General features: G+C 68.3%; 28 protein-coding genes. 20 read left to right on the forward strand and 8 right to left on the reverse strand.

Going from position 1 to position 26,096, the window contains the following annotated elements; translation table 11 throughout:
• The first annotated feature begins 79 nt into the window (after nt 1-79).
• Together ACGFH6_RS23705 and ACGFH6_RS23710 are read left to right on the forward strand one after the other, a co-directional pair.
• Entirely contained in the window at nt 80-844 is a 765-nt protein-coding gene (locus ACGFH6_RS23705; protein ID WP_393387524.1) for a sulfite exporter TauE/SafE family protein, read from the forward strand.
• Between the two features lie 8 nt (nt 845-852).
• Nucleotides 853-1,374 carry an NUDIX hydrolase gene (locus ACGFH6_RS23710; protein ID WP_393387527.1) on the forward strand — a complete coding sequence of 174 codons (522 nt, stop codon included), beginning with the start codon at nt 853-855 and terminating at the stop codon, nt 1,372-1,374.
• Here the strand turns inward: ACGFH6_RS23710 and ACGFH6_RS23715 are convergent.
• Both ACGFH6_RS23715 and ACGFH6_RS23720 read right to left on the reverse strand, forming a co-directional pair.
• Nucleotides 1,371-2,369 (reverse strand): YdcF family protein, encoded by a 999-nt coding sequence (locus tag ACGFH6_RS23715; RefSeq protein ID WP_393387529.1) that lies wholly within the window; start codon nt 2,367-2,369, stop codon nt 1,371-1,373. The two genes, ACGFH6_RS23710 and ACGFH6_RS23715, sit on opposite strands and share 4 nt — an antisense overlap.
• 36 nt (nt 2,370-2,405) lie before the next feature.
• Entirely contained in the window at nt 2,406-3,404 is a 999-nt protein-coding gene (locus tag ACGFH6_RS23720) for a hypothetical protein (RefSeq protein WP_393387531.1), read from the reverse strand.
• Nucleotides 3,405-3,499: 95 nt separating this feature from the next.
• On the opposite strand from ACGFH6_RS23720, the gene ACGFH6_RS23725 reads away from it, so the two are divergent.
• Nucleotides 3,500-4,732: a D-arabinono-1,4-lactone oxidase gene (locus tag ACGFH6_RS23725; RefSeq protein ID WP_393387534.1), complete on the forward strand. Its 1,233-nt coding sequence runs from the start codon at nt 3,500-3,502 to the stop codon at nt 4,730-4,732.
• Here the strand turns inward: ACGFH6_RS23725 and ACGFH6_RS23730 are convergent.
• Complete coding sequence (locus ACGFH6_RS23730; RefSeq protein ID WP_393387536.1) at nt 4,725-5,417, reverse strand: cache domain-containing protein; 693 nt, start codon at nt 5,415-5,417, stop codon at nt 4,725-4,727. The genes ACGFH6_RS23725 and ACGFH6_RS23730 overlap by 8 nt on opposite strands.
• Nucleotides 5,417-6,160 (reverse strand): FadR/GntR family transcriptional regulator, encoded by a 744-nt coding sequence (locus ACGFH6_RS23735; protein ID WP_393387539.1) that lies wholly within the window; start codon nt 6,158-6,160, stop codon nt 5,417-5,419. Before ACGFH6_RS23735 ends, ACGFH6_RS23730 begins: the two co-directional genes overlap by 1 nt.
• A 131-nt stretch (nt 6,161-6,291) precedes the next feature.
• On the opposite strand from ACGFH6_RS23735, the gene ACGFH6_RS23740 reads away from it, so the two are divergent.
• From ACGFH6_RS23740 to ACGFH6_RS23750, 3 genes are read left to right on the forward strand one after another with little or no spacing between them, the layout of a single operon-like run.
• Nucleotides 6,292-7,728 (forward strand): aminobutyraldehyde dehydrogenase, encoded by a 1,437-nt coding sequence (locus ACGFH6_RS23740; protein WP_393387541.1) that lies wholly within the window; start codon nt 6,292-6,294, stop codon nt 7,726-7,728.
• 17 nt (nt 7,729-7,745) lie between these two features.
• Nucleotides 7,746-8,801: an ABC transporter ATP-binding protein gene (locus tag ACGFH6_RS23745; RefSeq protein ID WP_393387544.1), complete on the forward strand. Its 1,056-nt coding sequence runs from the start codon at nt 7,746-7,748 to the stop codon at nt 8,799-8,801.
• Nucleotides 8,802-8,840: 39 nt separating this feature from the next.
• Nucleotides 8,841-10,052, forward strand: coding sequence for an ABC transporter substrate-binding protein (locus ACGFH6_RS23750; protein WP_393387547.1), 1,212 nt, complete (start codon nt 8,841-8,843; stop codon nt 10,050-10,052).
• A gap of 35 nt (nt 10,053-10,087) precedes the next feature.
• Here the strand turns inward: ACGFH6_RS23750 and ACGFH6_RS23755 are convergent, their stop codons facing one another.
• A complete protein-coding gene (locus ACGFH6_RS23755; RefSeq protein WP_393388745.1) occupies nt 10,088-10,336 on the reverse strand; it encodes a zinc ribbon domain-containing protein in 249 nt (82 codons plus the stop codon).
• 95 nt (nt 10,337-10,431) lie between these two features.
• Between ACGFH6_RS23755 and ACGFH6_RS23760 the strand changes: the two genes are divergently transcribed.
• From ACGFH6_RS23760 to ACGFH6_RS23775, 4 genes are all read left to right on the forward strand, one after another.
• Nucleotides 10,432-11,280, forward strand: coding sequence for an ABC transporter permease (locus ACGFH6_RS23760; protein WP_393387549.1), 849 nt, complete (start codon nt 10,432-10,434; stop codon nt 11,278-11,280).
• Nucleotides 11,280-12,089, forward strand: a complete 810-nt coding sequence (locus ACGFH6_RS23765; RefSeq protein ID WP_360453295.1) for an ABC transporter permease — start codon at nt 11,280-11,282, stop codon at nt 12,087-12,089. The genes ACGFH6_RS23760 and ACGFH6_RS23765 overlap by 1 nt, the downstream gene beginning before the upstream one ends.
• A complete protein-coding gene (gene gabT / locus ACGFH6_RS23770) occupies nt 12,086-13,399 on the forward strand; it encodes a 4-aminobutyrate--2-oxoglutarate transaminase (protein ID WP_393387553.1) in 1,314 nt (437 codons plus the stop codon). Before ACGFH6_RS23765 ends, gabT begins: the two co-directional genes overlap by 4 nt.
• A 78-nt stretch (nt 13,400-13,477) precedes the next feature.
• The gene (locus ACGFH6_RS23775) at nt 13,478-14,215 is read left to right on the forward strand and encodes a hypothetical protein (protein ID WP_393387555.1); all 738 of its coding nucleotides are present in this window, start codon (nt 13,478-13,480) and stop codon (nt 14,213-14,215) included.
• A 99-nt stretch (nt 14,216-14,314) separates the two neighbouring features.
• Here ACGFH6_RS23775 and ACGFH6_RS23780 read toward each other — a convergent pair whose 3' ends face one another.
• Together ACGFH6_RS23780 and ACGFH6_RS23785 are read right to left on the reverse strand one after the other, a co-directional pair.
• On the reverse strand, nt 14,315-14,716 hold the full coding sequence (locus tag ACGFH6_RS23780) for a MarR family winged helix-turn-helix transcriptional regulator (protein ID WP_393387558.1): 402 nt from the start codon (nt 14,714-14,716) through the stop codon (nt 14,315-14,317).
• A gap of 53 nt (nt 14,717-14,769) precedes the next feature.
• A complete protein-coding gene (locus tag ACGFH6_RS23785) occupies nt 14,770-16,059 on the reverse strand; it encodes a nicotinate phosphoribosyltransferase (protein WP_393388748.1) in 1,290 nt (429 codons plus the stop codon).
• A gap of 94 nt (nt 16,060-16,153) precedes the next feature.
• On the opposite strand from ACGFH6_RS23785, the gene clpS reads away from it, so the two are divergent.
• The 7 genes from clpS (at nt 16,154) to ACGFH6_RS23820 (ending at nt 22,950) form a co-directional block, all read left to right on the forward strand.
• Nucleotides 16,154-16,441, forward strand: coding sequence for an ATP-dependent Clp protease adapter ClpS (gene clpS, locus ACGFH6_RS23790; protein ID WP_131361796.1), 288 nt, complete (start codon nt 16,154-16,156; stop codon nt 16,439-16,441).
• Nucleotides 16,438-16,989 carry a DUF2017 domain-containing protein gene (locus ACGFH6_RS23795; RefSeq protein WP_131361797.1) on the forward strand — a complete coding sequence of 184 codons (552 nt, stop codon included), beginning with the start codon at nt 16,438-16,440 and terminating at the stop codon, nt 16,987-16,989. Before clpS ends, ACGFH6_RS23795 begins: the two co-directional genes overlap by 4 nt.
• Before the next feature lie 90 nt (nt 16,990-17,079).
• Nucleotides 17,080-20,205, forward strand: coding sequence for an isoleucine--tRNA ligase (ileS, locus tag ACGFH6_RS23800; RefSeq protein ID WP_393387562.1), 3,126 nt, complete (start codon nt 17,080-17,082; stop codon nt 20,203-20,205).
• A 10-nt stretch (nt 20,206-20,215) separates the two neighbouring features.
• Nucleotides 20,216-21,193: an aldo/keto reductase gene (locus ACGFH6_RS23805; RefSeq protein ID WP_393387565.1), complete on the forward strand. Its 978-nt coding sequence runs from the start codon at nt 20,216-20,218 to the stop codon at nt 21,191-21,193.
• 71 nt (nt 21,194-21,264) lie between these two features.
• Nucleotides 21,265-21,720 carry a Mov34/MPN/PAD-1 family protein gene (locus ACGFH6_RS23810; RefSeq protein ID WP_393387568.1) on the forward strand — a complete coding sequence of 152 codons (456 nt, stop codon included), beginning with the start codon at nt 21,265-21,267 and terminating at the stop codon, nt 21,718-21,720.
• A 1-nt stretch (nt 21,721) separates the two neighbouring features.
• The gene (locus ACGFH6_RS23815) at nt 21,722-22,000 is read left to right on the forward strand and encodes a MoaD/ThiS family protein (protein ID WP_131517485.1); all 279 of its coding nucleotides are present in this window, start codon (nt 21,722-21,724) and stop codon (nt 21,998-22,000) included.
• Entirely contained in the window at nt 22,000-22,950 is a 951-nt protein-coding gene (locus ACGFH6_RS23820; RefSeq protein ID WP_393388751.1) for a PLP-dependent cysteine synthase family protein, read from the forward strand. The genes ACGFH6_RS23815 and ACGFH6_RS23820 overlap by 1 nt, the downstream gene beginning before the upstream one ends.
• Before the next feature lie 95 nt (nt 22,951-23,045).
• Here ACGFH6_RS23820 and ACGFH6_RS23825 read toward each other — a convergent pair whose 3' ends face one another.
• On the reverse strand, nt 23,046-23,393 hold the full coding sequence (locus ACGFH6_RS23825; RefSeq protein ID WP_393387572.1) for a hypothetical protein: 348 nt from the start codon (nt 23,391-23,393) through the stop codon (nt 23,046-23,048).
• 167 nt (nt 23,394-23,560) lie between these two features.
• Between ACGFH6_RS23825 and murI the strand changes: the two genes are divergently transcribed.
• From murI to ACGFH6_RS23840, 3 genes are all read left to right on the forward strand, one after another.
• On the forward strand, nt 23,561-24,364 hold the full coding sequence (murI, locus tag ACGFH6_RS23830) for a glutamate racemase (RefSeq protein WP_393387575.1): 804 nt from the start codon (nt 23,561-23,563) through the stop codon (nt 24,362-24,364).
• 131 nt (nt 24,365-24,495) lie between these two features.
• Nucleotides 24,496-25,242: an MBL fold metallo-hydrolase gene (locus ACGFH6_RS23835; RefSeq protein WP_393387578.1), complete on the forward strand. Its 747-nt coding sequence runs from the start codon at nt 24,496-24,498 to the stop codon at nt 25,240-25,242.
• Nucleotides 25,223-26,062 (forward strand): alpha/beta fold hydrolase, encoded by an 840-nt coding sequence (locus ACGFH6_RS23840; RefSeq protein WP_393387580.1) that lies wholly within the window; start codon nt 25,223-25,225, stop codon nt 26,060-26,062. Before ACGFH6_RS23835 ends, ACGFH6_RS23840 begins: the two co-directional genes overlap by 20 nt.
• The last annotated feature ends 34 nt before the right edge of the window (nt 26,063-26,096 follow it).

The raw sequence follows: 26,096 nt of genomic DNA on the forward strand, positions 1-26,096 counted from the left end.
CTGCACGGTGAGATTGTGCCGGGCCGAACGCCGGGATCGTGATTGGCTGGCGGGTGATGGACGAGACGAGGACGAGCGTATGACCGGCCTGGAGCATCTGGCGGTGGTGGCCGCCGGACTCGGCGCGGGGATGCTCACCTCCACGGTCGGCGTCGCATCGCTGCTCAGCTTTCCGGTCCTGATCGCACTCGGAATCCCGCCGGTGGTCGCCAACGCGTCGAACACGATCGGCCTGCTGCCGGGCGCGATCAGCGGCTCGTTCGGCTATCGGCGTGAGATCGGTGAGGTGCCTCGCGCCAACACGATCGCCGTCGTCCTGACCTGCGCGATCGGGGCGATCGGTGGTGCCGCGCTGCTGCTCGCGCTGCCGCCCGGGGTGTTCGCGGCCGCCGCGCCGTGGCTGATCCTGTTCACCTGTCTGATCGTCGGCGTCCAGCCGTGGATCTCGACCTGGCTCCGGTCCCGGCGCGAGCATCCGGCCGGGACGCAGACGACGATGTCACCGACGACGACCTTCTTCACCGCACTTACCGGCGTGTACGGCGGCTACTTCGGCGCCGGCGCCGGCGTGATGATGATGGCCGTGCTCGGCCTGGGCCTCGACCTGGAACTGCGGATCGTCAACGCCCTCAAGACCCTGGCCCTGCTGGCCGCGAACCTCGTCGCGAGCGTGATCTTCGTCTTCGTCGCCGACCTCGACCTGACCGCCGCCGCCCTCCTGGCCGCAGGCTCTGTTGTCGGTGGGTACGTCGGATCCCACATCGGCCGCCGCCTCCCCAGCGGTCTGCTCCGTGTACTGATCGTCCTGGCTGGAATCACTGCCGCAGTCCTGATGCTGCGCTGACAACGGAGGTGCCCATCATCGAGTTACCGAAGGATCTGCCGATCCTCGAGCGGGACGCGGTCCGCGTCGTCGTCCGTGACAGCAAGGACCGGATCCTGCTCTTCCACACACGTGAGGTGACCGCGCCCGAGCTGGGCGAGTGGTGGGAGCTGCCCGGCGGTGGCATCGACGAGGGCGAGACCCCGCTGGACGCCGCGCTCCGCGAGCTGCGCGAGGAGACCGGGATCAAGGTGACCCCGGACCAGGTGAGTACGCCGACCTGGCGACGTACGGCGTCGTTCCGCCATCGCAACGTACGGCACCTCCAGCACGAGGTGGTGTGCGAGGTGAGGCTCGACAGGCCGGGACCGGATGTCGACGAGACCGAGCGCTTCGACTACGAGAAAGAGGACTACTTCGGCTTCCGCTGGTGGCCCATCGCCGACGTGGTGGCGAGTCAGGACGTGTTCTACCCGCGCAACCTGCCGGGACTGCTGACGCCGTTCCTGGCCGGGGACGACATCGACGAGCCGTTCGAACTCTGGTCCTAGACGTGCTGCAGGATTGCCGCGGTGGTGATCAGTAGGCAGATGCCGCCGTTGATGTACTTGTGGGAGTAGAGGATCGCGACGAACTCGCGGATCGTTGCCGTCGGCCAGTAGTACGCCGCGGTCGGGGAGCCGACGACCTGGCCGTTGACCTTGACCTTGCGAGCGGTCAGTGCGGCCCGGAAGGCGTGGAAGTTGTTCGTCACGATCAGGCAGCGGTACGCCGGCACCCGGCTGACCATCAGTTCCCGGCTGAAGGTCAGGTTCTCCGTCGTACTGGTCGACCGGTCCTCACACAGGATCCGGTCCTCCGGCACACCACGCTCGATCAAATACGACGCCATCGCGTGCGACTCGGGCACATCCTCGTCGGGGCCCTGGCCGCCGGACGTGATGATCATCGGCGAGCGGCCCCTGCGCACGGCCCGCAGGTAGACCTGCTTCGCCCGATCGAGCCGGCTGGCCAGCAGCGGCGGGACGCGCGAGCCGCGCAGCCCGGAGCCGAGGACGACGACGAAGTCGACCTTCCGGGACGAGCGCACCCGGCTGTAGACGAACGCGTAGGCGAGGAAACACACGAACAGGAACGAGATGTAGGTGAGCACCCCGATCAGGATCGACCGCACCGCATCGAGCGGTTCCCAGCTGAGCTGCTGGACCGCGATGCCGAACACGACGAGTCCGATGATGCCGAGCCCCGCGAGCAGTGACAGCAGGTTGGCCGGCCGGCGGCCCTCCCGGCGCAGCATCGTCACGCCGTTGACCACGAGGAAGATCGCGAGCACCACGATCGCCACCGGGATGGCGACCACGATCGCGAGCACCAGCCAGCGCGCGGCGGTGCCGCTGACGGAGTCGAGCGCGAAGATCACCCCGAGCCCGGCGAACATCAGTGTCAGGACCAGGAAGATCCCGTTGCGGAACAGCCGCCGGTCGTGCAGGAAGCTGAGCGCGAAGACGAGGAACCAGAACCCGGCGATTCCGAACGAGATGAGCATCGGGCGCCATCAAACCATCTGATGGCGCCCGTTCGCTCACGCCAGGCTGGTCAGTGACGAGATCGATGCCTTGTGCAGGTGGGTGATCACGTTCTTCGTCTTCGGGTCGGACCGGTACAGGTACGACCCGGACTCGAACACCTCGTACACGCGGCCGCCGTACTCGGTCAGCCCCTCGGACATGCTCGGCGCCCGGAAGCAGCTCAGCTTCGCCTTGTCCAGGTCCGGCTGCCCGCGGCGCACGACGTACAGGTTGCTCAGCTTGTCCCGCCCGTACGACGTGCTGTAGATGAAGTGCGACTTGGTCACCAGCAGGCCCTGGGTCTTGGTCGGGATCTCCCAGGCCTTGTTGATCGTGGTCAGCGTGCCGTTGCTGCTGATCTTGTACTCGTACATCTTGTCGCGGCCCTTGTCGTTGAACTTCCCGGCGAACAGGGAGTCCCCGTAGCTGGTCAGGAACGACGCGCCGTACACCTTGCGCTCGGAGCCGGTCGCCTTCACGTACGGCGTGCCGGCCTTCTTCATCGCGGCGCGCAGCGTGGCCAGGCTGTACTTGCGGATGCCGTTGGTGCTGCCCTGGACGAAGGCCCAGCCGTAGACGGTGGTGATGCCGCCGCCGTGGGTCGCCGCGATCGCGACGTCGCCGACGACCTTGTTGGTGGCCGGGTCGATGCCGACGATGACCGAGTTCGAGCCCTTGCGGTACATGGTGACCAGCAGCAGGTTCTTGCTGCCGTCCCAGTTCCACCAGGTGCCGATGCCCTGCGGGGTGTACGACGCCAGCCGCGGCAGCGCGGCGCTCACGCTGAACCGGGCGTCGTACTTCGCCGACGCCGACGGGCCGTCGTAGAAGTGCTTGCCGCCGGCCTTGGTGTCACAACTGATGGCGCGCGTGGCCGTGACGGCGGTCGTGGTGGCGGCCGTGGCCGGCTGCGATGGGCCTTTGACCGCGACGGTGATCGCGGTGCCGGTGGCCAGGACACCCGCCAGGCCGAGGGCGGTGAAAGCCCGGCGACGGGACAGTTTGGGGCGCAACTTAGTTCCTCTCCAATGGGTAAGACCGTCAACCTCCAACCATTGGTGATGTGCGAGAGTCGTTCCGGGACCGGCGCGCGAGGAAGGTGTACTTCATGACAAATGTCACGAACTGGGCGGGAAACGTCAGCTTCGCGAGTGCACTGCAGCGGCCGGGGTCGGTGGGGGAACTGCAGGAGATCGTGGCGTCGAGTGAGAAGGTGCGCGTGCTCGGCACCGGACACTCGTTCAACCGGATCGCCGACAGCACCGGCACGCTGGTCAGTGTCGCGGACCTGCCGCAGGTGATCGAGGTCGGCGAGCGCGGGGTGACGGTCTCCGCCGGGCTTCGGTACGGCGAGATCACGGCGGGCCTGCAGGCCCAGGGACTCGCGTTGCACAACCTCGGTTCGCTGCCGCACATCTCGGTCGCCGGTGCCTGCTCCACCGGCACCCACGGCTCCGGCGACACCAACGGTCCACTCGCGGACGCCGTCAATGCGATCACCTTCGTGGACGCGTCCGGCGAGCTCGTCACGCTCACTCGTGCCGACCCGGACTTCGCCGGCTCGGTGATCTCCCTCGGTGCGCTCGGCGTCACTGTCAGCCTCACGCTCGACGTCCAGCCGTCGTACCAGATCAGCCAGGTCGTGTACGACGGTCTGCCGGTGGAGCGGCTGAGGTCGGACTTCGCCGCGGTGATGGGCAGTGCCTACAGCGTCAGCGCCTTCACGGACTGGGTCGATCCGGACGTGATGGTGTGGCGCAAGCAGCGTGGTGATGTGCCGATCGAGGCAGAGTGGCTGGGCGCGAAGGTTGCTGACGGCCCCCGTCATCCGATCAAGGTGATGCCGGCCGACTACGCCACTCAACAGGGCGGCGTACCAGGTCCGTGGAACGAGCGGCTCCCGCACTTCCGGCTCGAGTTCACCCCGAGCAACGGCGACGAACTGCAGTCCGAGTACTTCGTCCCGCGCGAACGGGCCGCCGAGGCGTTCGACGTACTGCGGGCCCTGGGCAACCAGTTCACGCCGGTCCTGCAGGTGTCCGAGGTACGCACGATCGCCGCCGACGAGCTGTGGCTGAGCCCGAGCCAGGGTCGGGACACTGTCGCGTTGCACTTCACCTGGATCCAGGACGAGGCCGCCGTACATCCTGTCGTGACCGCGCTCGAGGAGGCCCTCGACCCGCTGGACGTGCGGCCGCACTGGGGCAAGGTCTTCGCGGCCGATGCGGCCTTGCTGCGGGCGCGCTACCCCAAGGTGCCCGACTTCATCGCGCTCGCGGCGAAGTACGACCCAGCCGGCAAGTTCCGCAATCCCTACCTGGACACGTATCTGCCTAGCTGAGCTCGACCACCGACAGCGGCAGATCCTCGATCCGGTACGACGGTGACGGTGCGCGCAGCAGCGTCCCGCTCACGTGGTGGGCGCTGTTGCTCAGCACGACCCGTCCCTGGTCGTTGACGATGGCAACCTTCCGGTGGGTTGCCCGCAGGCACGGCAGGATCGCCTTCTCGAAGGTGAACACACGGACGTCCGCGCCGGCCACGCCGACGAACCGGTCGTCCACCACGACGGGCACGGTGAAGGTCAGGGTGTAGTCGTCGGTGCAGAGGTAATCGACGTACGGCCCGGTGATGTGGCGGCGGCCGGTGGTCCGCGGTACGTCGTACCAGGGCAGGGAACCGTAGTCATAGAAGTTCTCGCCGCGTGGATCGGTGTCGACGATCAGGCGCTCGGCCGAACCGTTGCTCAGCATGAACCACTCCAGCCACCAGCGGGAGTCGGCCAGTGTGTCGACGGCCGCGACGAATCCCGCGCCCTGGATCAGTCCGTCCGGATCCTCGAGCGCCGGACCCACCAGCGTCGTGACCGCACCCAGGTCGCCGCGCCGGACCGTCGCCTGATCGGTGAACACGGCACCGACGTCCGCGGCGATCCGGTCCGCGAGCCCGAAGGCCTCGCCGACCACGCCGCCGACCTGCTCCAGGACGGCATCGACTCCGGCATCTGACGCAAGGTGAGTACTCATCAGTCCTCCAGGGCCAGTCTGAGGTCGATCAGCCGTGCCGTCGAGTCTGCGACGCGTTCCTCCGCGGCCGTGCGTGCGGCGTCGCCGTCGGTTCGCTCGATCGCCGCGACGACGTCCCGGCAGCTCTGCACGGTCCGGCGGTGACTCTCGTCGTCGCCGAACGCCAGCCACAGCAGCGTGCCGACCTCTGCCTGGAGGCTCACCTCGGCGCGGTACAGCCGGGTGGACTGCGCGGTCGCTGCCACCTCGATGTGGAACTGGGCATCCGCCCGGCGACGGGCGCCGAGACCTTCCGCGTTCTCCAGGCTGTCGCAGACTCCGCCGAGCCGCTGTACGTCGTCCGGTGTCGCCCGCTCGGCCGCGAGTCTGGCCGCCGTACCCGCAATGGCGCTGTAGTGGTCGCCGAGATCGCGAAGCTGCGCGAGGCTCAACTCCTCCAGCCGGTCCCGGACGATCGCGGCGGACATCTCCTCCTGGGCCCGGACGAAGCTGCCGCCGCCCCGCCCACGCCGGGTGTGGATCAGGCCGCGCAACCGCAGTGAGGACAGGGCTTCGCGCACTGTGGTGGTGGAGACGCCGAAGATTCCGGCCAGGTCGGATTCGCCCGGCAGTTGCTCCGAGTCCGGGAGCAGGCCCAGCGCGATCGCGTCGGTCAGGCGGCGCTCTACCAGTTCCGAGCGGCTCAGTGTCTCCAGCGGTGCGAACACCGCCGCCGCGCCACTGCCGTAGAACCGCAGCGCCATCCCGCCCCCACCCTTCCTCGGTCACCCGGACACAACTCCGGAACATTCTCACCGATGTCTTGAACTTTAACATCTGATTTCATATGTTTACGGCCACCAGAGACAGTCCCCCGGCCACGGGAGTGTGCGCGATGCGAACTGTGCGGAATCTGATCAACGGAACACCGCGAGACGCGCTCAGCGGCGCTACCAGCGAGCTCGTCGATCCGGCCACCGGCAAGGTCTTCGGTACGGCGCCACTGTCCGGCGACGAGGACGTGGACGCGGCGTATCGGGCGGCAGACGCCGCCGCGCCGGGCTGGGCCGGGACCACACCGAGTGAGCGGCAACGCGCGCTGCTGCGGTTCGCCGACCGGGTCGAGGCCGAGGCAGAGGCCTTGGTCGCCGCCGAGTCGGAGAACACCGGCAAGCTGCTCGAGCTGACCCGGACCGAGGAACTGGACGTCATGGTCGACCAGTTGCGCTTCTTCGCCGGCGCCGCGCGACTGCTCGAAGGCAAGTCCGCGGGTGAGTACCTGGCCGGTCACACGTCCTGGGTCCGCCGCGAGCCGATCGGTGTCGTCGGCCAGATCACGCCGTGGAACTACCCGATGATGATGGCGGTCTGGAAGTTCGGTCCGGCGCTTGCCGCCGGCAACACGGTGGTCCTGAAGCCGGCCGAGACCACGCCGGTGACGACGGTGATGCTCGCCGAGCTCGCAGCCGAAGTACTGCCGCCCGGCGTGTTCAACGTCGTCTGCGGTGACCGTGCGACCGGGCAGGCCGTGGTCGCGCATCCGGTCCCCGGCCAGGTCAGCATCACCGGCTCGACCCGCGCCGGTTCCGAGGTCGCCAGTACGGCGGCGCTCGACCTGAAGCGCACGCACCTCGAACTCGGCGGCAAAGCACCGGCCGTCGTCTTCGCGGACGCGGATCTCGCGGCGGCAGCCGAGGCGATCGGGGTCGGCGGCTACTTCAACGCCGGCCAGGACTGTACGGCGGCCTGCCGGGTGATCGTCGACGCCTCGGTGCACGACGAGTTCGTGCAGACCCTGGTCGACTGGGCACGGTCGAATGCGCGCCCAGGACTCGCGAACGACGGCGACGCTCTGTTCGGCCCACTGAACAGTAGTCTGCAGCTGGACCGGGTCCACGGGTTCCTGGCCCGGATGCCCGAGCACGGCTCGATCGCGCTGGGAGGCGAGCGGTCCGGCGGAGCCCTTGCCGACGGCTACTTCCTGGACGCGACCGTCGTCACCGGGCTGCGGCAGGACGACGAGATGATCCAGGACGAGGTGTTCGGTCCGGTCATCACCGTGCAGTCGTTCGCCGACGAGGACGAGGCACTGCGGATGGCCAACGGCGTGCGCTTCGGTCTCGCGTCGAGCGTGTTCACCACCGACCACTCGCGGGCCCTGCGGATGTCCGCGGCTCTCGACTTCGGCTGCGTCTGGATCAACACCCACATCCCGCTGGTGGCCGAGATGCCGCACGGCGGCTTCAAGCACTCCGGCCACGGCAAGGACCTGTCCCTGTACGGCGTCGAGGACTACACCCGGGTCAAGCACGTGATGTCGGCGATCGGATGACGAGCTTGGGTGAGCAGGTGACGACCGAGACGCCGCCGGACACGGTGGCGGCGGTCAGCCTGCGCGGCCTGCGGAAGACGTTCGGCGAGGTGGCCGCGGTGGACGGTGTCGACCTCGACCTGGCCGAGGGCGAGTTCTTCTCGATGCTCGGCCCGTCCGGCTCGGGCAAGACCACGGTGCTGCGGATGATCGCCGGCTTCGAGGCGCCCACCGAGGGCCGGATCCTGCTCGGGGGCGTCGACGTCACCGAGCGGCCGCCGTACGCGCGGGATGTGAACACGGTCTTCCAGGACTACGCGCTGTTCCCGCACATGAGTGTGTTGCAGAACGTCGAGTACGGGTTGCGGGTGAAAGGTGTCGACCGGCGGTCGCGCCGTACCAGGGCTCTCGAGGCGCTGGAGACGGTCCGGCTGGAGGGGTTCGGGGACCGCCGGCCGAGCCAGCTGTCCGGTGGCCAGCGGCAACGAGTCGCGCTGGCCCGGGCACTGGTGAACCGCCCGAAGCTGCTGTTGCTGGACGAGCCGCTCGGAGCCCTCGACCTGAAGCTGCGCCGCGAGATGCAGCTCGAGCTCAAGGCGCTGCAGCGCGATGTCGGCATCACCTTCGTGTTCGTCACCCACGACCAGGAGGAAGCGCTGACGATGAGCGACCGGATCGCCGTGTTCAACGGCGGCCGGATCGAGCAGCTGGCCGGTCCGGCCGAGCTGTACGAGCACCCGGCGAGCGCCTTTGTCGCCGGGTTCGTCGGTACCTCCAACTTGCTCGAGGGCGACGTCGCATCCGCCGTCCTCGGTACGCCGGGACTGTTCACCGTCCGGCCCGAGAAGATCGACATGCACACCCGGGACGCCGCCGCCGGCCCGGGGAGCTGTACCGCCACCGGTGTGGTCCGCGAAGTGGTGTATCTGGGCTCGGCCACGCAGACCGTGGTCGACCTGGACGCCGGTGGCTCGCTCATCGTCCTGCAGCAGAACCAGGAGGGTTCGGTGCAGGACAAGCTCGCGCTTCGGGGTGCCCAGGTCCGCCTCACCTGGCGCCGCGAACACACCGTCGAGATCGGCGGTTCCGCCTAGCAAGTCCCCACCGCCCCAACCCTTTGGCAAGGAGCTTCGATGAAGAGACTCAGTGCGGCGGCGAGCCTGGCAGTGCTCGCTCTGATCCTGGCAGCGTGCGGGACGTCCGGTGGTTCCGACGACAGCTCCGGTGACGGGGCGGCCGGGACGAGTGGGTTCACCCCGCCGGACCTGAAGCAACTCGACACGCTCGGAGCCGGAGAGGGCAAGCTCAGTGTGCTGGCCTGGCCCGGGTACGCCGAGGACGGCTCGAACGACCCGAAGGTCGACTGGGTCTCGTCGTTCGAGAAGGAGACCGGCTGCCAGGTCACGGTGAAGACGTTCGGTACGTCGGACGAGGCCGTCAGCCTGATGAAGACCGGGCAGTACGACGTGGTGTCCGCCTCCGGCGACGCGTCGTTGCGGCTGATCGCGGGTGGACAGGTGGAGCCCGTGAACACCGACCTGATCCCGAACTACGCCGATGTCTACCCGTTCCTCAAGGACCGGCCGTGGAACTCGGTGAAGGGCCAGATGTACGGCGTACCGCACGGGTACGGCGCGAACCTGCTGATGTGGCGGACCGACAAGGTGACGCCGGCGCCGACCTCGTGGGGCGTGGTCTTCGACGCGAACTCGCCGTACAAGGGTGCGGTCACGGCGTACGACTCGCCGATCTACATCGCCGACGCCGCGATGTACCTGATGGCGACGAAGCCTGATCTGGGCATCAAGAACCCGTACGCGCTGGACGAGAAGCAGTTCACCGCGACCGTGGATCTGCTCAAGCAGCAGAAGACGCTGGTGTCGGAGTACTGGTCGGACTACCTCAAGGAGGTGCAGGCGTTCACCAGCGGCAACTCGGTGGTCGGCACCACCTGGCAGGTGATCGCGAACGTGGCCACCGGCGAGAAGGTCCCGGTGCAGGTCACCGTCCCGACCGAGGGCGTGACCGGCTGGTCCGACACCTGGATGCTGAGCGCTACCTCGAAGAACAAGAACTGCGGCTACCTCTGGATGAACCACATCGTCAGCCCGTCAGCGAACGCGGCGGTGGCCGAGTACTTCGGTGAGTCGCCGGCCAACGCGAAGGCGTGTGCGCAGACCGCGGACAAGAACCACTGCACGACGTTCCACGCGGGTGACCAGGCCTACTCCGAGAAGATCTGGTACTGGACCACCCCGATCGAGCAGTGCCTCGACGGCCGCACCGACGTCAAGTGCACCGACTACAGCCGCTGGACCCAGGCTTGGACCCAGATCAAGGGTTGACGTCCTCTCCGCCGCAAGGGCAGAGATTCCAACTACTACGCGGAGGTAGTGAGTTGAGGTTCACGCTTCGGCGAGACCTGTACAGGCGTCTCTCGGCGTGCGCTGACGGCCCGTCCGGCCGCGACGTTGACTGCCGCGTTCACGTCCGCGTTCGCCCGATGTCCGCAGGCGGCGCACTGGAAGACCGCTTGGCTCTCACGGTTCTCCGGTGCGCAGTGCCCGCAGACGAAACAGGTCTGCTGAGCGGACGCCGGGTACAGCCGGAACCTGGACACGAGATCCATCCAATCAGCCGGCACGGACACTCCCTGACTCTCGAAGGGAGGCAGTCGCGGGTCCTTCCCACCTCGAATGACGGAGCTTCCCCGCGACCGGTCCGATGAGCGGTCTGCACCGGCATCCGCGGGTTCGGTTGGGGTTGTTGCTGGGGCCGCCGATCCTGTGGCTCGGGGTTGCGTACCTGGGGGCGTTGGCGGCGTTGTTCGTCACCGCCCTCTGGTCGCAGGACAGCTTCACCGGGCTGATCGAGCGGGAGTGGACGCTGGACAGCTTCCGGACGCTGTTCACCGTCGACGTGTACCGGACCATCGCCCTGCGCACGATCGGGGTCGCCCTCCTGGTGACCGTGATCGATGCGGTGGTCGCGTTCCCGATCGCGCTGTACATGTCGAAGGTGGCGCGCCCGGGGCTGCGCCGGTTCCTGCTGGTGGCGGTGCTGATGCCCTTGTGGGCCAGCTATCTGGTCAAGGCGTACGCGTGGCGCGGGATGTTCGCCGAGGGCGGGCTGGTGTCCTCGATGTTCGAGGCGGTCGGGCTGCGGTCGCCCGGGTTCGGCCTGACCGCGACGGTGGTGACGCTGGCCTACCTGTGGCTGCCGTACATGATCCTGCCGATCTACGCCGGCCTCGAACGGCTGCCGGATTCGTTGCTGGAGGCATCGGCCGATCTCGGTGCGAAGACCACCCAGACGATCCGGCGGGTGGTCGTTCCGGTGGTGGTGCCGGCCATGGTGGCCGGGTCGATCTTCACCTTCAGCCTGACGCTGGGGGACTACATCGCCGTACGGATCGTCGGCGGCACCAACCAGTTGCTGGGCAACGTTGTGTACGACAACGTGGGCGCGGCCAACAATCTGCCCTTCGCGGCCGCGGTCGCCACCATCCCGGTCGTGGTGATGCTGGGATACCTGGCCGCGGTACGCCGTACCGGAGCGATGGAGAGCCTGTGATGACGATCTCCGGACCGACCAGGATGGTGTTGCGGATCCTCACCATCGTGATCCTCGCGATCATCTACATCCCGTTGCTGCTGGTGCTGGTGAACTCGTTCAACGTGAACAAGACGTTCGCCTGGCCGCCGCGCGACTTCACGCTGGAGTGGTGGCGGCGGGCGGCCGAGAGCCAAGGCGCGCTGGACGCGCTCTGGGTGAGCGTGCGGGTCGGGCTCGTGGCGACAGTGATCGCGCTGGTGCTGGGGACGATGATCGCGTTCGCGCTGCAGCGGTTCAGCTTCTACGGCCGCGACTCGGTGTCGCTGCTGGTGATCCTGCCGATCGCGCTGCCGGGCATCGTCACCGGGATCGCGCTCAACAACGCGTTCCGGACCATCTTCGGCTTCGAACTCGGGTTCGGCACGATCGTCATCGCGCACGCGACGTTCTGCATCGTGACGGTGTTCAACAACGTGATCGCCCGGCTGCGGCGGACCGGCGTACATCTCGAGCAGGCGTCGGCGGACCTCGGTGCGTCCGGGTTCACCACCTTCCGGCTGGTCACGTTCCCGCTGATCCGGTCGGCGCTGCTGGCCGGTGGGCTGCTCGCGTTCGCGCTCTCGTTCGACGAGATCATCGTGACCACATTCACGGCCGGCGCGAACCAGCAGACGCTGCCGATCTGGATCTTCAACAACCTGTTCCGGCCGAACCAGGCGCCGATCGTCAACGTGGTCGCGGCCGCGCTGATCGTGTTCTCGGTGATCCCGGTCTGGCTGGCACAACGACTCTCAGGCGACGCGGAATCATTGGGGGCAGGACGATGACGGTCACGCAGGAACGCAAGCTGGTCACGGAGATTCCCGGGCCTCGGTCGACCGAGCTGATGGCGCGGGTACGGCGCTCGGTCGCGCGCGGGATCGGGATCGCCCTGCCGGTGTTCGTCACCGAGGCCGGCGGCGGGATCGTGGTGGATGCCGACGGCAACCAGCTGATCGATCTCGGCTCCGGGATCGCGGTCACGAACGTCGGCAACGCGGCACCGCGGGTGGTGAGCGCCGTCCAGGAGCAGGTGGCCCGGTTCACCCACACCTGCTTCATGGTCACGCCGTACGCCGGCTACCTCGAGGTGTGCGAGGCGCTGAACCGGATCACGCCCGGGGACCACGAGAAACGGTCCGTGCTGCTGAACTCTGGCGCCGAGGCGGTCGAGAACGCGGTGAAGATTGCCCGCTCCCACACCCGGCGGAACGCGGTGGTGGTGTTCGACCACGGGTATCACGGGCGGACCAACCTTACCATGGCGATGACGGCGAAGAACGCGCCGTACAAGGACGGGTTCGGCCCGTTCGCGCCGGAGGTGTACAGAGTGCCGACGTCGTACTCGTATCGGGACGGGCTGAGCGGACCGGAGGCCGCGGCCCGCGCGGTGGCGTCGATCGAGAAGTACGTCGGTGCGTCGAACGTGGCCTGCGTGGTGATCGAACCGATCCACGGCGAGGGCGGGTTCGTCGTACCTGCTCCCGGGTTCTTGCCTGCGGTGGCCGAGTGGTGCCGTTCTGCGGGAGTGGTGTTCGTCGCGGACGAGATCCAGACCGGGTTCGGGCGGACCGGCGACCTGTTCGCGTGCTCGCACGAGGGCGTCGTACCGGATCTGATCACACTGGCGAAGGGCATCGCGGGCGGTCTGCCGCTGGCGGCCGTGACGGGCCGCGCGGAGATCATGGATGCGCCGCACGCCAGCGGTCTCGGCGGCACGTACGGCGGGAATCCGGTGGCGTGCGCGGCTTCGCTGGCGGCGATCTCGATGATCGAGGACGAGGACCTGCCGGCGCGGGCACGGGAGATCGGCGAGATCATGCTGCCCGCGCTGCGTGACCTGGCCAAGCGGCACCCCATCATCGGCGATGTCCGCGGGCGGGGCGCGATGATCGCCGTCGAGTTGGTCGACAGCTCCGGCGAGCCCGATCCGATCGCGACCGGGGAGATCGCGCGAGCATGTCACGCGGAGGGGATGGTCGTGCTGACCGCGGGGACCTACGGCAACGTACTGCGGTTCCTGCCGCCGCTCGTGATGCCGCCGGAGCTCCTGCGCGAGGCTCTGAGCCTGATCGCGAAGGTCTTCGACGCGCGCTAGGGACGGCCCTCGACGCGTGTCGCGCGCATCACACCAGGGGGACACAACCCCGAGCTCTGTCGAGCGCATCATTGAGCCGTGGGGATCCTCGACAGAACCGTCACGACGATATTCGTTCTCCTCGGCGGGGTTGCCCTGGTCGGTGCCGCTACCGACCTCGGCACAGTGGTGGCGCCGGACGACGCCCGCGAGCTACACGCCTACGAGCATGCGCCGCGCTGCTCGACCGCTCCGCAGACACCGGCCGAATGCCGGTGGACGGAGGAGTTCACCGTGTCCGACATCCACGTCGTCCCGGAGTACAAGACGGGCGACCGCAGCGCGGTCCTGACCGGCGCATCCGGTGCCAGGTGGCAGACGGGGTACCCCCACAGTGGTCCCGTCCTCGATCAACTCGACGAGGGCGAGCACGTGACCGGCACGATCTGGCGCGGCCGGCTGACGGAGATCACGGCCAACGGGGCCGCCCAGCAGACCGAAAGGGCTCCGGTCGGCGGGAGCGTGCCTGACATCGTGGCGCTGGTCCTGGCCTCCTGCGGCCTGCTAGTCATCGTCACCTGCGCTTGGCGGCTGCAACACCGCCGCGCGACCCCGGCCATGGATGCCACCATCGTTCTGAGCATAGGACTGCTCTTCGTCGGGCTCTTCTCCGCGATCGCGCTCTTCGTCCTCGCCGATTTCCTGTCGCCGAGCGTGGCCTACAACTTCTGGCTGTTCGCAGCCATCTTTTGCGCCGGCGCTGCTTGCCTGACTGTCCTGGTACGCCGGGACCTCAAGGCACCGCGCACCCCCGGCCTTCCGGGCATTCCGATCTAGGTGCATCTCGACAGGAGGTGTCGGGCCGGGCAGACGCCCCCCCACGCTCAGCGAGCGCGGCGCAATGCTGCGATCGGTCGACACCTCCTGTCGAGATGTTCAGGGCTCGAGAGTGGTGGTGATGGTCCAGAGGAGGTTGCGGAGCACGCGGCGGTCCTCTGGACCGAGCTTGGCGAGGGCCCGGCGGCCGGCTCGGTCGTAGACCTCCTGGACCGTGTGGGCCAGTTCGGCGCCGCGGTCGGTGAGTTCGATCGCGACCTGGCGGGCGTCGGTGCTGTTCCTGACCCGGCGGACGAGGCCGGCAGCTTCCATCCGCTGGGTGGTCTTCGTTGCTGTCGGCACCTCGACGTCCAAGACCTTGGCCAGTTGAGCCACTTGGAGCGAGCCGTGGTGCAGGAGCTTGGCGAGAACCAGTTCTTGGCCGGTGTGCAGCCCGGTGCCCGCCAGTTCGTCGGTCACTGCCTTGCGAGCAGCCCGGTCGGCGAACCGCAGTGCGACCAAGACATCAGCTTCGCTCGCTGGTGCCTCGGGAGGCCATTCAGCCTGGTCGGTGCTCACATGTGGCTCCGGGCCAGGAACGGGTTGCGGGCGTCGTAGTCACCGCTGTACTCGGTCGGGATCGCCGGCTCGCCGCGGCTCAGCTGGCTGGCATAGCGGGGCAGCTCGTCGCGCACCTTGAGGTGGTGCGCCTGGGATTCCTCCGGGGTGGTGCGGCCGACGATCTTGCCGGCCTCGACCAGCGGCTTGAGCAGCTCGCGGTCATCACCGTCGTCGACCGGTGGCTCGCCGACGCCGATCAGCTCGACCTCCGCGACGCCGCTGGCCGAGCGGCGCCGCAGCGCATACTTCCGGCCGCCGATGGAGATCTTGTCCGGGCTCTTCTTCGCCACCGGGACCAGCGCCCCGTCCGCGTTCTCCCGGGCGACCAGTTTGTACACGAACCCGCAGGTCGGGTAGCCGCTGCCGGTCACGAGCGACGTACCCACGCCGTACCCGTCGACCGGGGCCGGGGCGAGGGCGGCGATCTGGTACTCGTCCAGGTCGCTGGTGACGATGATCCGGGTCTTGGTCGCCCCGAGAGCGTCCAGTTGCTCGCGGACCTGGCCGGCCAGGGACGGCAGGTCGCCGGAGTCGAGCCGGACCGCGCCGAGTTCGGGGCCGGTGATGCCGATCGCGGTCCGGACCGCCTCGGCCACGTCGTACGTGTCCACCAGCAGGGTCGTCCCCTTGCCGAGGGCATCGATCTGGGAGATGAACGCGTCCCGCTCGGTGTCGTGCAGCAGCGTGAACGAGTGCGCCGCCGTACCCGCGCTCGGGATGCCGTACCGGTGCGCGGCCTCCAGGTTCGAGGTGGTGGCGAAGCCCGCGATGTACGCCGACAGCGCGGCGGCGACCGCGGACTCCTCGTGGGTCCGGCGCGAGCCCATCTCGATACACGGCCGGCCACCGGCCCACCAGGTCATCCTGGACGCCGCCGACGCGACCGCGGAATCGTGGTTCAGGATCGACAGGAACACGGTTTCCAGCAGCACCGCCTCGGCGAAACTGGCCTCCACCACCAGCACCGGCGACCCGGGGAAGAAGATCTCGCCGTCGGCGTAGCCGGAGATGTCGCCGGTGAACCGGTAGCCGGCCAGCCAGTCCCGGGTAGCCTGGTCGACGACACCCCGGTCGGCCAGGAATCCGATCGCCCGCTCGTCGAAGCGGAACCGCTCCAGCGCGTCCAGCAGCCGGTTCACGCCGGCGACCACGCCGTAGCGGCGCCCGTCGGGCAGCCGGCGGGCGAACAGCTCGAAGACCGAGCGGCGCTGCGCCGTGCCGTCGGCGAGGCTGGCCTGCAGCATGGTGAGCTCGTAGTGGTCCGTGAGGAGCGCGGTCGAGTGCGTCACAGGGGCAGCCTATTGCGAACGGGGAACCGATGATGGAGAGAATGGACAGGTGAGCACCGCACCAAGCGAACTCGAGAGCCCCGAGGTCGACGAGGCGATCGAGCTGAGCCCACCGTGGGTGACGATCGTCTGGAACGATCCGGTCAACCTGATGGACTACGTCACCTTCGTGTTCCAGACCTACTTCGGCTACTCCAAACACAAGGCGGAGAAGCTGATGCTGCAGGTGCACCAGGAGGGCAAGTCGGCGGTCTCGAACGGCAACCGCGAGGCGATGGAACGCGACGTGGAAGCGATGCACTCCTACGGCCTGTGGGCCACCTGCGAGAAGTCGTGACCCGGTTCCGCAAGCGCCGCAAGACCGTCGTCGTCAGTTTCGCCGAGCACGAGGCGGACATCCTGGCGAACCTGCTCCGCAACCTGGTCGAACTCCTGTACGACGGCCTGCCGCCGCGCGCCACCGAATCCTCGGACCCGCTGGCCGCGCTCCTGGACAGCGACGGGCCGACCTCGCCGCCGGAGGACGTCGTACTCCAGCGGTTGCTGCCGGACGCCTACAAGGAGGACGACCAGGCGTCGGGTGAGTTCCGGCGGTTCACGGAGCGCGGCCTGCGCGACGGCAAGATCGGCGACGCCAAGCGGGTGCTGTCCGCCCTCGAGGAGTCCGGGGCGGACGAGATCGCGCTGGAACCCGACGAACAACTGTCCTGGCTGCGCGCCCTGAACGACCTCCGCCTGGCGATCGGCACCCGCCTGGACATCAAGGAAGAAGACGACTACTCCACCTGGGAGAAGCTCCCCGACGACGACCCCCGCCGCCTGACGTACGACCTGTATGACTGGCTGGGCTACCTCCAGTCCGCCCTCCTCCACAACATGCGCTGACCCCACCCCCGTCCCGCGAACCGACACCGCCCTCGGTGGCCGCCGTTAAGTGTTTTCGGGCTGGTGGGGTGGCGCATCTAGGATCGGCGGGTGAGCTACCCGAAGAGTGGTGACGCTGAGCTGAGTGCCAGTCCTGACTTTCCGCGGATTGAGCGGGAGGTGCTCGAGTACTGGGACAAGGATGGGACGTTCCTGGCCTCGGTGGAGCAGCGGGCGGCCGGGGTGGACGGGGCCAACGAGTTCGTGTTCTACGACGGGCCGCCGTTCGCGAACGGGCTGCCGCACTACGGGCATCTGCTGACGGGATACGTGAAGGACGTCGTGCCGCGGTACCAGACGATGCGTGGGCATCGGGTGGAGCGGCGGTTCGGGTGGGACACGCACGGGCTGCCGGCCGAGCTGGAGGCTCAGCGGGTGCTCGGGCTGAAGACGAAGGCGGACATCCTCGAGCTCGGGATCGAGAAGTTCAACGAGGCGTGCCGGGCGTCGGTGCTGAAGTACACCGGCGAGTGGCGCAGTTACGTCACCCGCCAGGCGCGCTGGGTCGACTTCGACCACGATTACAAAACGCTCAATCGTGACTACATGGAGTCGGTGATCTGGGCGTTCAAGACGCTGTACGACAAGGGCCTGGTGTACGAGGGCCTGCGGGTGCTGCCGTACTGCTGGAACGACGAGACCCCGCTGTCCAACCACGAGCTGCGGATGGACGACGACGTCTACCAGCAGCGCCAGGACCCGTCGGTGACGATCGCGGTCGAGCTGGAGACCGGTGAGCGGCTGCTCGCCTGGACCACCACGCCCTGGACCCTCCCGAGCAACCTGGCCATGGCCGTCGGCCCGGACGTCGACTACGTGGTGGTGAACGACGCCGAGGGCCGCCCGACGATCCTCGCCGAGGCGCGGCTGGCGGCGTACGCCGGGACGCACGGCGACTTCGCCGGCCTCGGTGACGAGGTGCTCCGGCGGCTCAAGGGCTCCGAGCTGATCGGCCTGCGCTACGCCCCGCTGTTCCCGTTCCTCGCGAACGCCGAGGTCTTCGGGACCGCCAACGCCTTCCAAGTCATCTCAGCCGAGCACGTCACCACCGACGAGGGCACCGGCGTCGTACACATGGCTCCCGCGTACGGCGAGGAGGACCAGGTCGCCTGTGAAGCGGCCGGGATCCCCACCGTGCTGACCGTGGACGAAGGAGCCCGGTTCACGTCCGTGGTCCCGCCGTACCAGGGGATGCACGTGTTCGAGGCGAACCGGCCGATCATCCGCGACCTGCGGGCGGCCGGGGCGCTGGTGCGCGAGGACAGCTACGTGCACAGCTACCCGCACTGCTGGCGGTGCCGCAATCCGCTGATCTACAAGGCGGTGTCGAGCTGGTTCGTCGAGGTGACCCGGATCCGGGACCGGATGGTCGAGCTGAACGAGCAGATCACCTGGGTGCCGGAGCACGTGAAGCACGGGCAGTTCGGGAAGTGGCTGTCGAACGCGCGGGACTGGTCGATCAGCCGGAACCGGTTCTGGGGCAGCCCGATCCCGGTCTGGCGTTCGGACGATCCGGCGTACCCGCGGATCGACGTCTACGGCTCGATCGAGGAGCTGGAGCGCGACTTCGGTGTCGCGGTCCCGGATCTGCACCGCCCGTACGTCGACCAGCTGACCCGGCCGAACCCGGACGACCCGACCGGGCGGTCCACGATGCGCCGGGTGCCCGACGTCCTCGACGTGTGGTTCGACTCGGGGTCGATGAGCTTCGCGCAGGTGCACTACCCGTTCGAGAACACCGAGTGGTTCGAGCACCATTTCCCGGGCGACTTCATCGTCGAGTACATCGGCCAGACCCGCGGCTGGTTCTACACCCTGCACATCCTGTCCACGGCGCTGTTCGACCGGCCGGCGTTCTCGTCGTGCCTGAGCCACGGGATCGTGCTCGGCAACGACGGCCAGAAGATGAGCAAGTCGCTGCGGAACTACCCGGACGTGTCCGAGGTGTTCGACCGCGACGGCGCGGACGCGATGCGCTGGTTCCTGATGTCGAGCCCGATCCTGCGCGGCGGGAACCTGGTCGTCACCGAGGAAGGCATCCGGGACGGCGTCCGCCAGGTGATGATCCCGCTGTGGAACGCCTGGTACTTCTTCGCGCTCTACGCGAACGCCGCCGGGGCGACCGCGACCTGGTCGACCGGCTCCGAGGTGCTGCTGGACCGGTACGTGCTGGCCCGGCTGCGGGTGTTCGTCGCGGACGTCGAGGAGAAGCTGGACCGGTACGACGTCGCCTCGGCCTGCGATGCAGTGCTCAGCTACCTGGAGGTGCTGACGAACTGGTACATCCGCCGGTCCCGGGATCGCTTCTGGGACGAGTCGGGGGAGACGTTCCAGGACGCGGTGAACACGCTCTACACCGCGCTCGAGGTGGTGTGCCGGACGGCCGCGCCGCTGCTGCCGCTGACGGTCGAGCAGGTCTGGCGCGGGCTGACCGGCGAGCGGTCGGTGCATCTGACCGACTGGCCGGCGGTCGACGAGCTTCCGGACGACCCAGAGCTGGTCGCGCGGATGGAGCGGGTGCGCGAGGTGTGTTCGGTCGCGTCGTCGATCCGGAAGGCGGCAGGCATCCGTGGCCGGCAGCCGTTGCAGTCGCTCATGGTGGCAACGGCCGACGCGGAGGCGCTGCGGGCTCTGGTGCCGTTGATCGAGGATGAGGTCAACGTCCGCGAGGTCGTGCTGACGTCGGCGGATGCGGTGGACGCGCCGGTGTCGCAGCGGCTGACGGTCAATGCGCGGGCGGCCGGGCCGCGGCTGGGGCGTGACGTCCAGACGGTGATCAAGGCGTCGAAGAGTGGTGACTGGTCGGTCTCCGCGGACGGCGTTGTCGTTGCCGGGGGCATCGAGTTGGCCGAGGGCGAGTACACCCTGGAGACCACGCTGGCCGAGGGCGGTACGGCGAGCGGCCTGCTCTCCGGTGGCGGCTTCGTCGTACTGGACACGACGATCACGCCTGAGCTGGAGGCCGAGGGGACGGCCCGCGACGTGATCCGCTCGGTGCAGCAGGCGCGGCGGGACGCGGGCCTGCAGGTGACCGATCGGATGCGCTTGTCGGTGACGGCTGACGCTCGGACCATGCACGCCGTCGAGGCGCATCGCGACCTGATCATGGCCGAGACCCTCGCGACAGACCTGGACGTCGCGGAGGGCCCCGAACTGCAGATCGCGGTCACTGCCTAGGGTTGACGTCATGGAGACGCGCAGGCTTGGTCGGACTGGTCGGGACGTGGGTGTGGTCGGGCTCGGCGCCTGGCAGTTGGGCGCCGACTGGGGCTCGGTCGACGAGAGCGACGCGCTCGCGGTCCTGCGGGCGGCGATCGAGGGCGGCGTCACGTTCATCGACACCGCGGACGTGTACGGCGACGGCCGCAGCGAGCGGTTGGTCGGTCAGGTCTTCAAGGAGTACGACGGCCTGACCGTGGCCACCAAGATGGGACGTCGCGTCGACCAGGTGCCGTCGAACTACACGCTGGAGAACTTCCGGGCCTGGAACGACCGGTCCCGGCAGAACCTCGGCGTCGACACCATCGACCTGGTCCAGCTGCACTGCCCGCCGACCCCGGTGTACTCGACCGACGAGGTCTTCGACGCACTCGACTCGATGGTGGACGACGGCAGGATGAAGTCGTACGGCGTGAGCGTCGAGACCTGCGCCGAGGCGCTCACAGCGATCGCGCGGCCGAATGTGGCGTCGGTGCAGATCATCCTGAATGCGTTCCGGCTGAAGCCGCTCGACGAGGTGCTGCCCGCGGCGCAAGCGGCCGGCGTCGGCATCATCGCCCGCGTCCCGCTGGCGAGCGGGCTGCTGTCAGGCAAGTACGACGAGAACACCACGTTCTCGGCCGACGACCACCGCACCTACAACCGCCACGGCGAGGCCTTCGACGTCGGCGAGACCTTCTCCGGCGTCGACTTCGGCACCGGCCTGGAGGCCGTCCGCCGCCTGATGCCCTGGCTGCCCGCCGGCGTCACCATGGCCCAGTTCGCCCTCCGCTGGATCCTCGACCAGCCGGGTGTGAGCGTGGTCATCCCGGGTGCGCGCAACCCGGCCCAGGTCGCCGGCAACCTGGCGGCGGCAAGCCTTTCCCCGCTCACCACGGACCAGTCAGCCGCCGTCCAGGCGACGTACGACGAGCGGATCCGGCCACAGATCCACGATCGCTGGTAGCGCTCTGTCCGCATAATGGACCGACTCCCGGGTTGGCGGGACGGGTCCGGCGGTCGCCGTACCGTGGTCTCGTGTTGATCATCGAGAAGGCCACGTACGACGCGATCGTCGCGCACGCCCGCCGGGACCACCCGGACGAGGCCTGTGGCGTGGTCGCAGGGCCGGCCGGGTCGGACCGGGCGGTGCGGTTCGTGCCGATGCTCAACGCGGCGATGTCACCGACGTTCTACGAGTTCGACTCCGGCGACCTGCTCCGGCTGTACAAGGAGATGGACGAGCGGGACGAGGAGCCGGTGGTGATCTACCACTCGCACACCGCCACCGAGGCGTATCCGTCACGCACCGACATCCACCTGGCCCAGGAGCCCGGCGCCCACTACGTGCTGGTGTCGACCCGGGACGGCGCCGACTCCCCGGCGCACGACGGCCCCGTCGAGTTCCGGTCGTACCGGATCATCGACGCCGAGGTCGTGGAAGAAGAAGTGCGCGTGGTGGGTTCTTATGAGGAAACAAAAGGAGACAACTGATATGGCGATCGAGTTGCGCGTGCCGACGATCTTGCGCACGTACACCGGCGGCGAGAAGGCGGTGAACGGGGACGGCGCCACGCTGGCCGAGTTCATCGACAACGTGAACGGTGCCCACCCGGGTCTGAAGGAGCGCATCGTCGAGGGCGAGCCGGAGGAGCTGCGCCGGTTCGTGAACGTCTACGTCAACGACGAGGACGTCCGGTTCACCGGCGGCCTGAAGACCGGCGTGAAGGACGGCGACGTGGTCGTCGTACTGCCCGCGGTGGCCGGCGGCTGATTATGCGTTTCGACAGTCTGCTCGACTCGGTCGGAGGCACGCCGCTGGTCGGTCTGCCCCGGCTGTCGCCGTCGGCGGACGTCCGGTTGTGGGCGAAGCTGGAGGACCACAACCCGACCGGTTCGATCAAGGACCGGGCGGCGCTGCGGATGCTCCTGGACGCCGAGAAGGACGGCCGGCTGCGGCCCGGCACCACGATCCTCGAACCGACGTCGGGCAACACCGGCATCTCGCTGGCGATGGCGGCCAAGCTGCGCGGCTACCGGATGGTCTGCGTGATGCCGGAGAACACCTCCGAGGAACGCCGCCAGATCCTGCGGATGTGGGGAGTCGAGATCATCTCCTCCCCGGCCGCGGGCGGGTCGAACGAGGCGGTCCGGGTGGCCAAGCAGGTCGCCGAGGAGCACCCGGACTGGGTGATGCTCTACCAGTACGGCAACCCGTCCAACGCGGCCGCGCACTACGACGGCACCGCGCGCGAGATCCTCGCCGATCTGCCGTCCGTCACCCACTTCGTGGCCGGCCTCGGCACCACCGGCACGCTGATGGGCGCCGGCCGGTTCTTCCGCGAGCACAAGCCCGAGGTGCGCATCGTCGCGGCCGAGCCGCGGTACGGCGAACTCGTCTACGGACTGCGCAATCTGGACGAGGGGTTCGTGCCCGAGTTGTACGACGAAACCCTGATCGACGCCCGGTTCTCGGTCGGCCCGCGCGACGCCGTCCGCCGGGTCCGTGAACTGCTGGACAACGAGGGGATCTTCGCGGGGATCTCCACCGGCGCGATCCTGCACGCGGCGCTCGGCCAGGCAGCGAAATGCGTCCGCGAGGGCGAGACCGCGGATATCGCGTTCGTGGTCGCGGACGGTGGCTGGAAGTACCTGTCCACCGGTGCCTACGAGGGCACGATCGACGAGGCGGAGGATCGCCTCGAGGGTCAGCTCTGGGCCTGAGGTGGAGCTGAGCGCCGGCGGGCGGAGGGCCGGGACTCAGGACTGTGCCGGTTGTCGTTGCTGCCGGCACCTGATCGTGACTAGGTCATGTCCGCCTACGGTTGCTTGAAGAGGACCTTGCGTCCCAGTCGGGGATGAACGCCGCGGCCCTTGCAACTGTTGCAGGGGCGTTGGGCGTAGCTGAAGAGTGCGCCGCGGTGCCGTCCGGCGCCTTTGCAACGGTTGCATTTGGCGTTCGGGTGCAGCGACAGCGAGACGACGTACAAGGCGAACGCCGCCATGGCCAGCACGACCAGCATCCCGGTCGGCCCGAGGGCCGCCACGATGTCCGCGGTCGTGCTGTGCGTGTCCGCAGCCTGGCCCGCCGCCGTGGCGTCGTTGGGTTGCGGATTCGGTGCGGCGGTGGTGCCCAGCACCACCGCGATCTGGTGCGCCAGTGTCATGGCATCACGAAGGGCGGTCGAGCAAACATCGCTCCAGAGTGGCGCCCATCACGTGAAAAGGCAATTCCGCAGAGTAAAGATGTGGATAACTCCGGCGTGTCGGATCGCTCGGTTAGGTAAGGCTGGCTTCCGGACTGCCCGCGATCAGACCTGTATAAGCTCTGGCTGTGGCTGACGCACCGGTGGGGATCTTCGATTCAGGCTTCGGCGGTCTCACCGTCGCCCGCGCGGTGCTCGACCAGTTGCCGCATGAGCCGATCCTGTACCTCGGCGACACCGCCCGGCAGCCGTACGGCCCGAAGCCGATCGCCGAGGTGCGCGAGTACGCGCTGGAGTGCCTCGACCACCTCGTCGAGGCCGGCGTGAAGATGCTCGTCATCGCCTGCAACTCGGCCAGTGCGGCGATGCTCCGCGACGCCCGCGAACGGTACGACGTACCGGTCGTCGAAGTGATCCTGCCGGCCGCGCGCCGGGCCGTGGCCGCGACCCGGAACCAGCGCGTCGGCGTGATCTGCACCCGGGCGACAGCGGCGTCGCTCGCCTACGAGGACGGGTTCGCGGCCGCGCCACAGGTGGAGCTGTTCACCCGTGCCTGCCCGGATTTCGTCGACTTCGTCGAGTCCGGCGTGACGTCCGGGCCCGAGCTTCTCGAGGCAGCGCACGAGTACCTCGATCCGTTGGTCGAGGCCGGCGTCGACACGCTGATCCTCGGCTGCACGCACTATCCGTTGCTCACGGGCGTCATCTCGTACGTGATGGGCGACAACGTCACGCTGGTGAGCAGCGCCGAGGAGTGCGCCAAGGACGTATACGGCGTACTCACCAAGACCGGATTGCTCCGTGCGGACAACCTGCCGGAGCCGCGGCACCGCTTCGTCACCACCGGCAGCCCGGACGAGTTCGCTGCCATCGGCTCTCGCTTCCTCGGGCCGGTGCTGTCCGCGGTCGACCAGTTCGCCTGGATCCGCTAGCGGGTCTGTTGTCCAGGGCACCGGATCCCGTCGTGATGTGCGCGAAATCACTGCCAGGCAACTGGATCCGATGATCCGCGACGCGACCCGCGATCCTGCGAAGCCGGCAACCCGCCGGTAATGTTCCAGCTATGAAGCTCACCGTGATCGGCTGCTCCGGGTCCGTACCCGGCCCCGACTCGGCCGCCTCGAGCTATCTGGTCACCGCCGAGGGTTTCCACCTGATCCTCGACCTCGGCAGTGGCGCGCTCGGCTCGCTCCAGCGGCATGTCGCGGTCCCGGAGATCGGCGCGATCGGTCTGTCCCACCTGCATCCCGACCACTGCATGGACCTGTGCGGGTTGTACGTCGCGGCGAAGTACGGACCGGGTACGCCGATCCCGCGGATCCCGGTCTACGGACCGCCCGGGACGTCGGGCCGGATGGCGTCGGCGTACGACCTGCCGATCGATCCCGGGATGGAGGGGGAGATCGAATTCCACACCTGGCAGGCGGTTCAGCGGATCGGCCCGTTCACGGTGCGCACCGCGCGGATGGTGCACCCGGTGCCGGCGTACGCGATCCGGGTCGAGCACGGCAACGCGTCACTCGTCTACACCGGCGACACCGGGCCCAACGACGCGCTGATCGAGCTCGCCCGTGGTGCCGACGTGCTGCTGTCCGAGGCCGCCTTGCAGGACAACGATCCGCACAACCCGACCGACCTTCACCTGACGCCCGCCGACGCCGGCGAACACGCCAAGAAGGCCGGGGTCAAACGTCTGATCATCACTCACGTCCCGCCCTGGTACCAGCGCGAAACCCAGGCAGAGCATGCCCGCCGCACGTATCCGGGTCCCGTCGAGATCGCCACCCCCCATGCCGTTTTCGACATCTGACGGCGTCTCGTTGTGGACGACGACCACGGGCACCGCCAGTTCGTTGCCGCCCGTCGTCATCGTCCACGGCGGCCCCGGCCTGTGGGACGACTACGCCGTACTCGCGGAGATGCTGGACGATCTGACCGTCGTGCACCGGTTCGACCAGCGCGGCTGCGGGCGGTCGGGACCGTCGGAGCTGCAGTCGGTCCGGCGGACAGCGCAGGACATCGACGAGCTTCGCGAGTACTGGGGGCATGAGCGGATCGTCGTACTCGGGCATTCGTTCGGGGCGACGCTCGCGCTGGCCTACGCCGGGTGGTACGGCGACCGCGTCGCCGGAGTCGTGTACGTCGGCGGCGTCGGGATCGGCGACTGGCGTACGCCGGAACGTGCAGAGCGCGCGCGGCGGATGACCCCGGCACAGGTCGAACGGCTGGACGAACTGGGGGCGAAGCGTGGCCGGACGGTCGATGAGGAGATCGAGTTCCGCGTGCTGGCGTGGTTCCCCGACTACGCCGACCGGTCGATGGCGATGACCTGGGCGCGGAAGAGTGCGGAGGTGGACCTGCCGATCAACTTCGCCGCCAACCGCGAGCTCGGTCAGGACGTCAACCGTTGGCCCGAGGGCTACCTGGCCGGGCTCGCTGCCGGGATCCGCGTGCCGGTCACGTTCGTCCACGGCGCCGGTGATCCGCGGTCGGCGGTCAATGTCCGTGACCTGGCGGCGCACACTCCTCGCCAAACCTTCCACCTGGTCTCCGACGCCGGTCACTCCCCGTGGCTGGAGCAGCCCGAGCTCTTCCGGGAGCTTCTGCGGGAGGCAGTGCGGGGTTGCTGAAACGAATTCTGAGATCTACTCTCAAATTAGAGTC

It is taken from the genome of Kribbella sp. NPDC049227 (assembly GCF_043197265.1).
In the GTDB taxonomy this organism is placed as follows: domain Bacteria; phylum Actinomycetota; class Actinomycetes; order Propionibacteriales; family Kribbellaceae; genus Kribbella.

What these genes read in the sequence shown, in the direction of transcription:
- ACGFH6_RS23760 (WP_393387549.1), top strand. Translation starts at nt 10,432, where the DNA reads ATGAGCGGTCTGCACCGGCATCCGCGGGTTCGGTTGGGGTTGTTGCTG.
- ACGFH6_RS23735 (WP_393387539.1), bottom strand. Translation starts at nt 6,160, where the DNA reads ATGGCGCTGCGGTTCTACGGCAGTGGCGCGGCGGCGGTGTTCGCACCG.
- ACGFH6_RS23740 (WP_393387541.1), top strand. Translation starts at nt 6,292, where the DNA reads ATGCGAACTGTGCGGAATCTGATCAACGGAACACCGCGAGACGCGCTC.
- ACGFH6_RS23835 (WP_393387578.1), top strand. Translation starts at nt 24,496, where the DNA reads ATGAAGCTCACCGTGATCGGCTGCTCCGGGTCCGTACCCGGCCCCGAC.
- ACGFH6_RS23825 (WP_393387572.1), bottom strand. Translation starts at nt 23,393, where the DNA reads ATGACACTGGCGCACCAGATCGCGGTGGTGCTGGGCACCACCGCCGCA.
- ACGFH6_RS23705 (WP_393387524.1), top strand. Translation starts at nt 80, where the DNA reads ATGACCGGCCTGGAGCATCTGGCGGTGGTGGCCGCCGGACTCGGCGCG.
- ACGFH6_RS23715 (WP_393387529.1), bottom strand. Translation starts at nt 2,369, where the DNA reads ATGCTCATCTCGTTCGGAATCGCCGGGTTCTGGTTCCTCGTCTTCGCG.
- ACGFH6_RS23815 (WP_131517485.1), top strand. Translation starts at nt 21,722, where the DNA reads ATGGCGATCGAGTTGCGCGTGCCGACGATCTTGCGCACGTACACCGGC.
- ACGFH6_RS23840 (WP_393387580.1), top strand. Translation starts at nt 25,223, where the DNA reads ATGCCGTTTTCGACATCTGACGGCGTCTCGTTGTGGACGACGACCACG.
- ACGFH6_RS23805 (WP_393387565.1), top strand. Translation starts at nt 20,216, where the DNA reads ATGGAGACGCGCAGGCTTGGTCGGACTGGTCGGGACGTGGGTGTGGTC.
- ACGFH6_RS23785 (WP_393388748.1), bottom strand. Translation starts at nt 16,059, where the DNA reads ATGCTGCAGGCCAGCCTCGCCGACGGCACGGCGCAGCGCCGCTCGGTC.
- ACGFH6_RS23755 (WP_393388745.1), bottom strand. Translation starts at nt 10,336, where the DNA reads ATGGATCTCGTGTCCAGGTTCCGGCTGTACCCGGCGTCCGCTCAGCAG.
- ACGFH6_RS23730 (WP_393387536.1), bottom strand. Translation starts at nt 5,417, where the DNA reads ATGAGTACTCACCTTGCGTCAGATGCCGGAGTCGATGCCGTCCTGGAG.
- ACGFH6_RS23725 (WP_393387534.1), top strand. Translation starts at nt 3,500, where the DNA reads ATGACAAATGTCACGAACTGGGCGGGAAACGTCAGCTTCGCGAGTGCA.
- gabT (WP_393387553.1), top strand. Translation starts at nt 12,086, where the DNA reads ATGACGGTCACGCAGGAACGCAAGCTGGTCACGGAGATTCCCGGGCCT.
- ACGFH6_RS23765 (WP_360453295.1), top strand. Translation starts at nt 11,280, where the DNA reads ATGACGATCTCCGGACCGACCAGGATGGTGTTGCGGATCCTCACCATC.
- ACGFH6_RS23750 (WP_393387547.1), top strand. Translation starts at nt 8,841, where the DNA reads ATGAAGAGACTCAGTGCGGCGGCGAGCCTGGCAGTGCTCGCTCTGATC.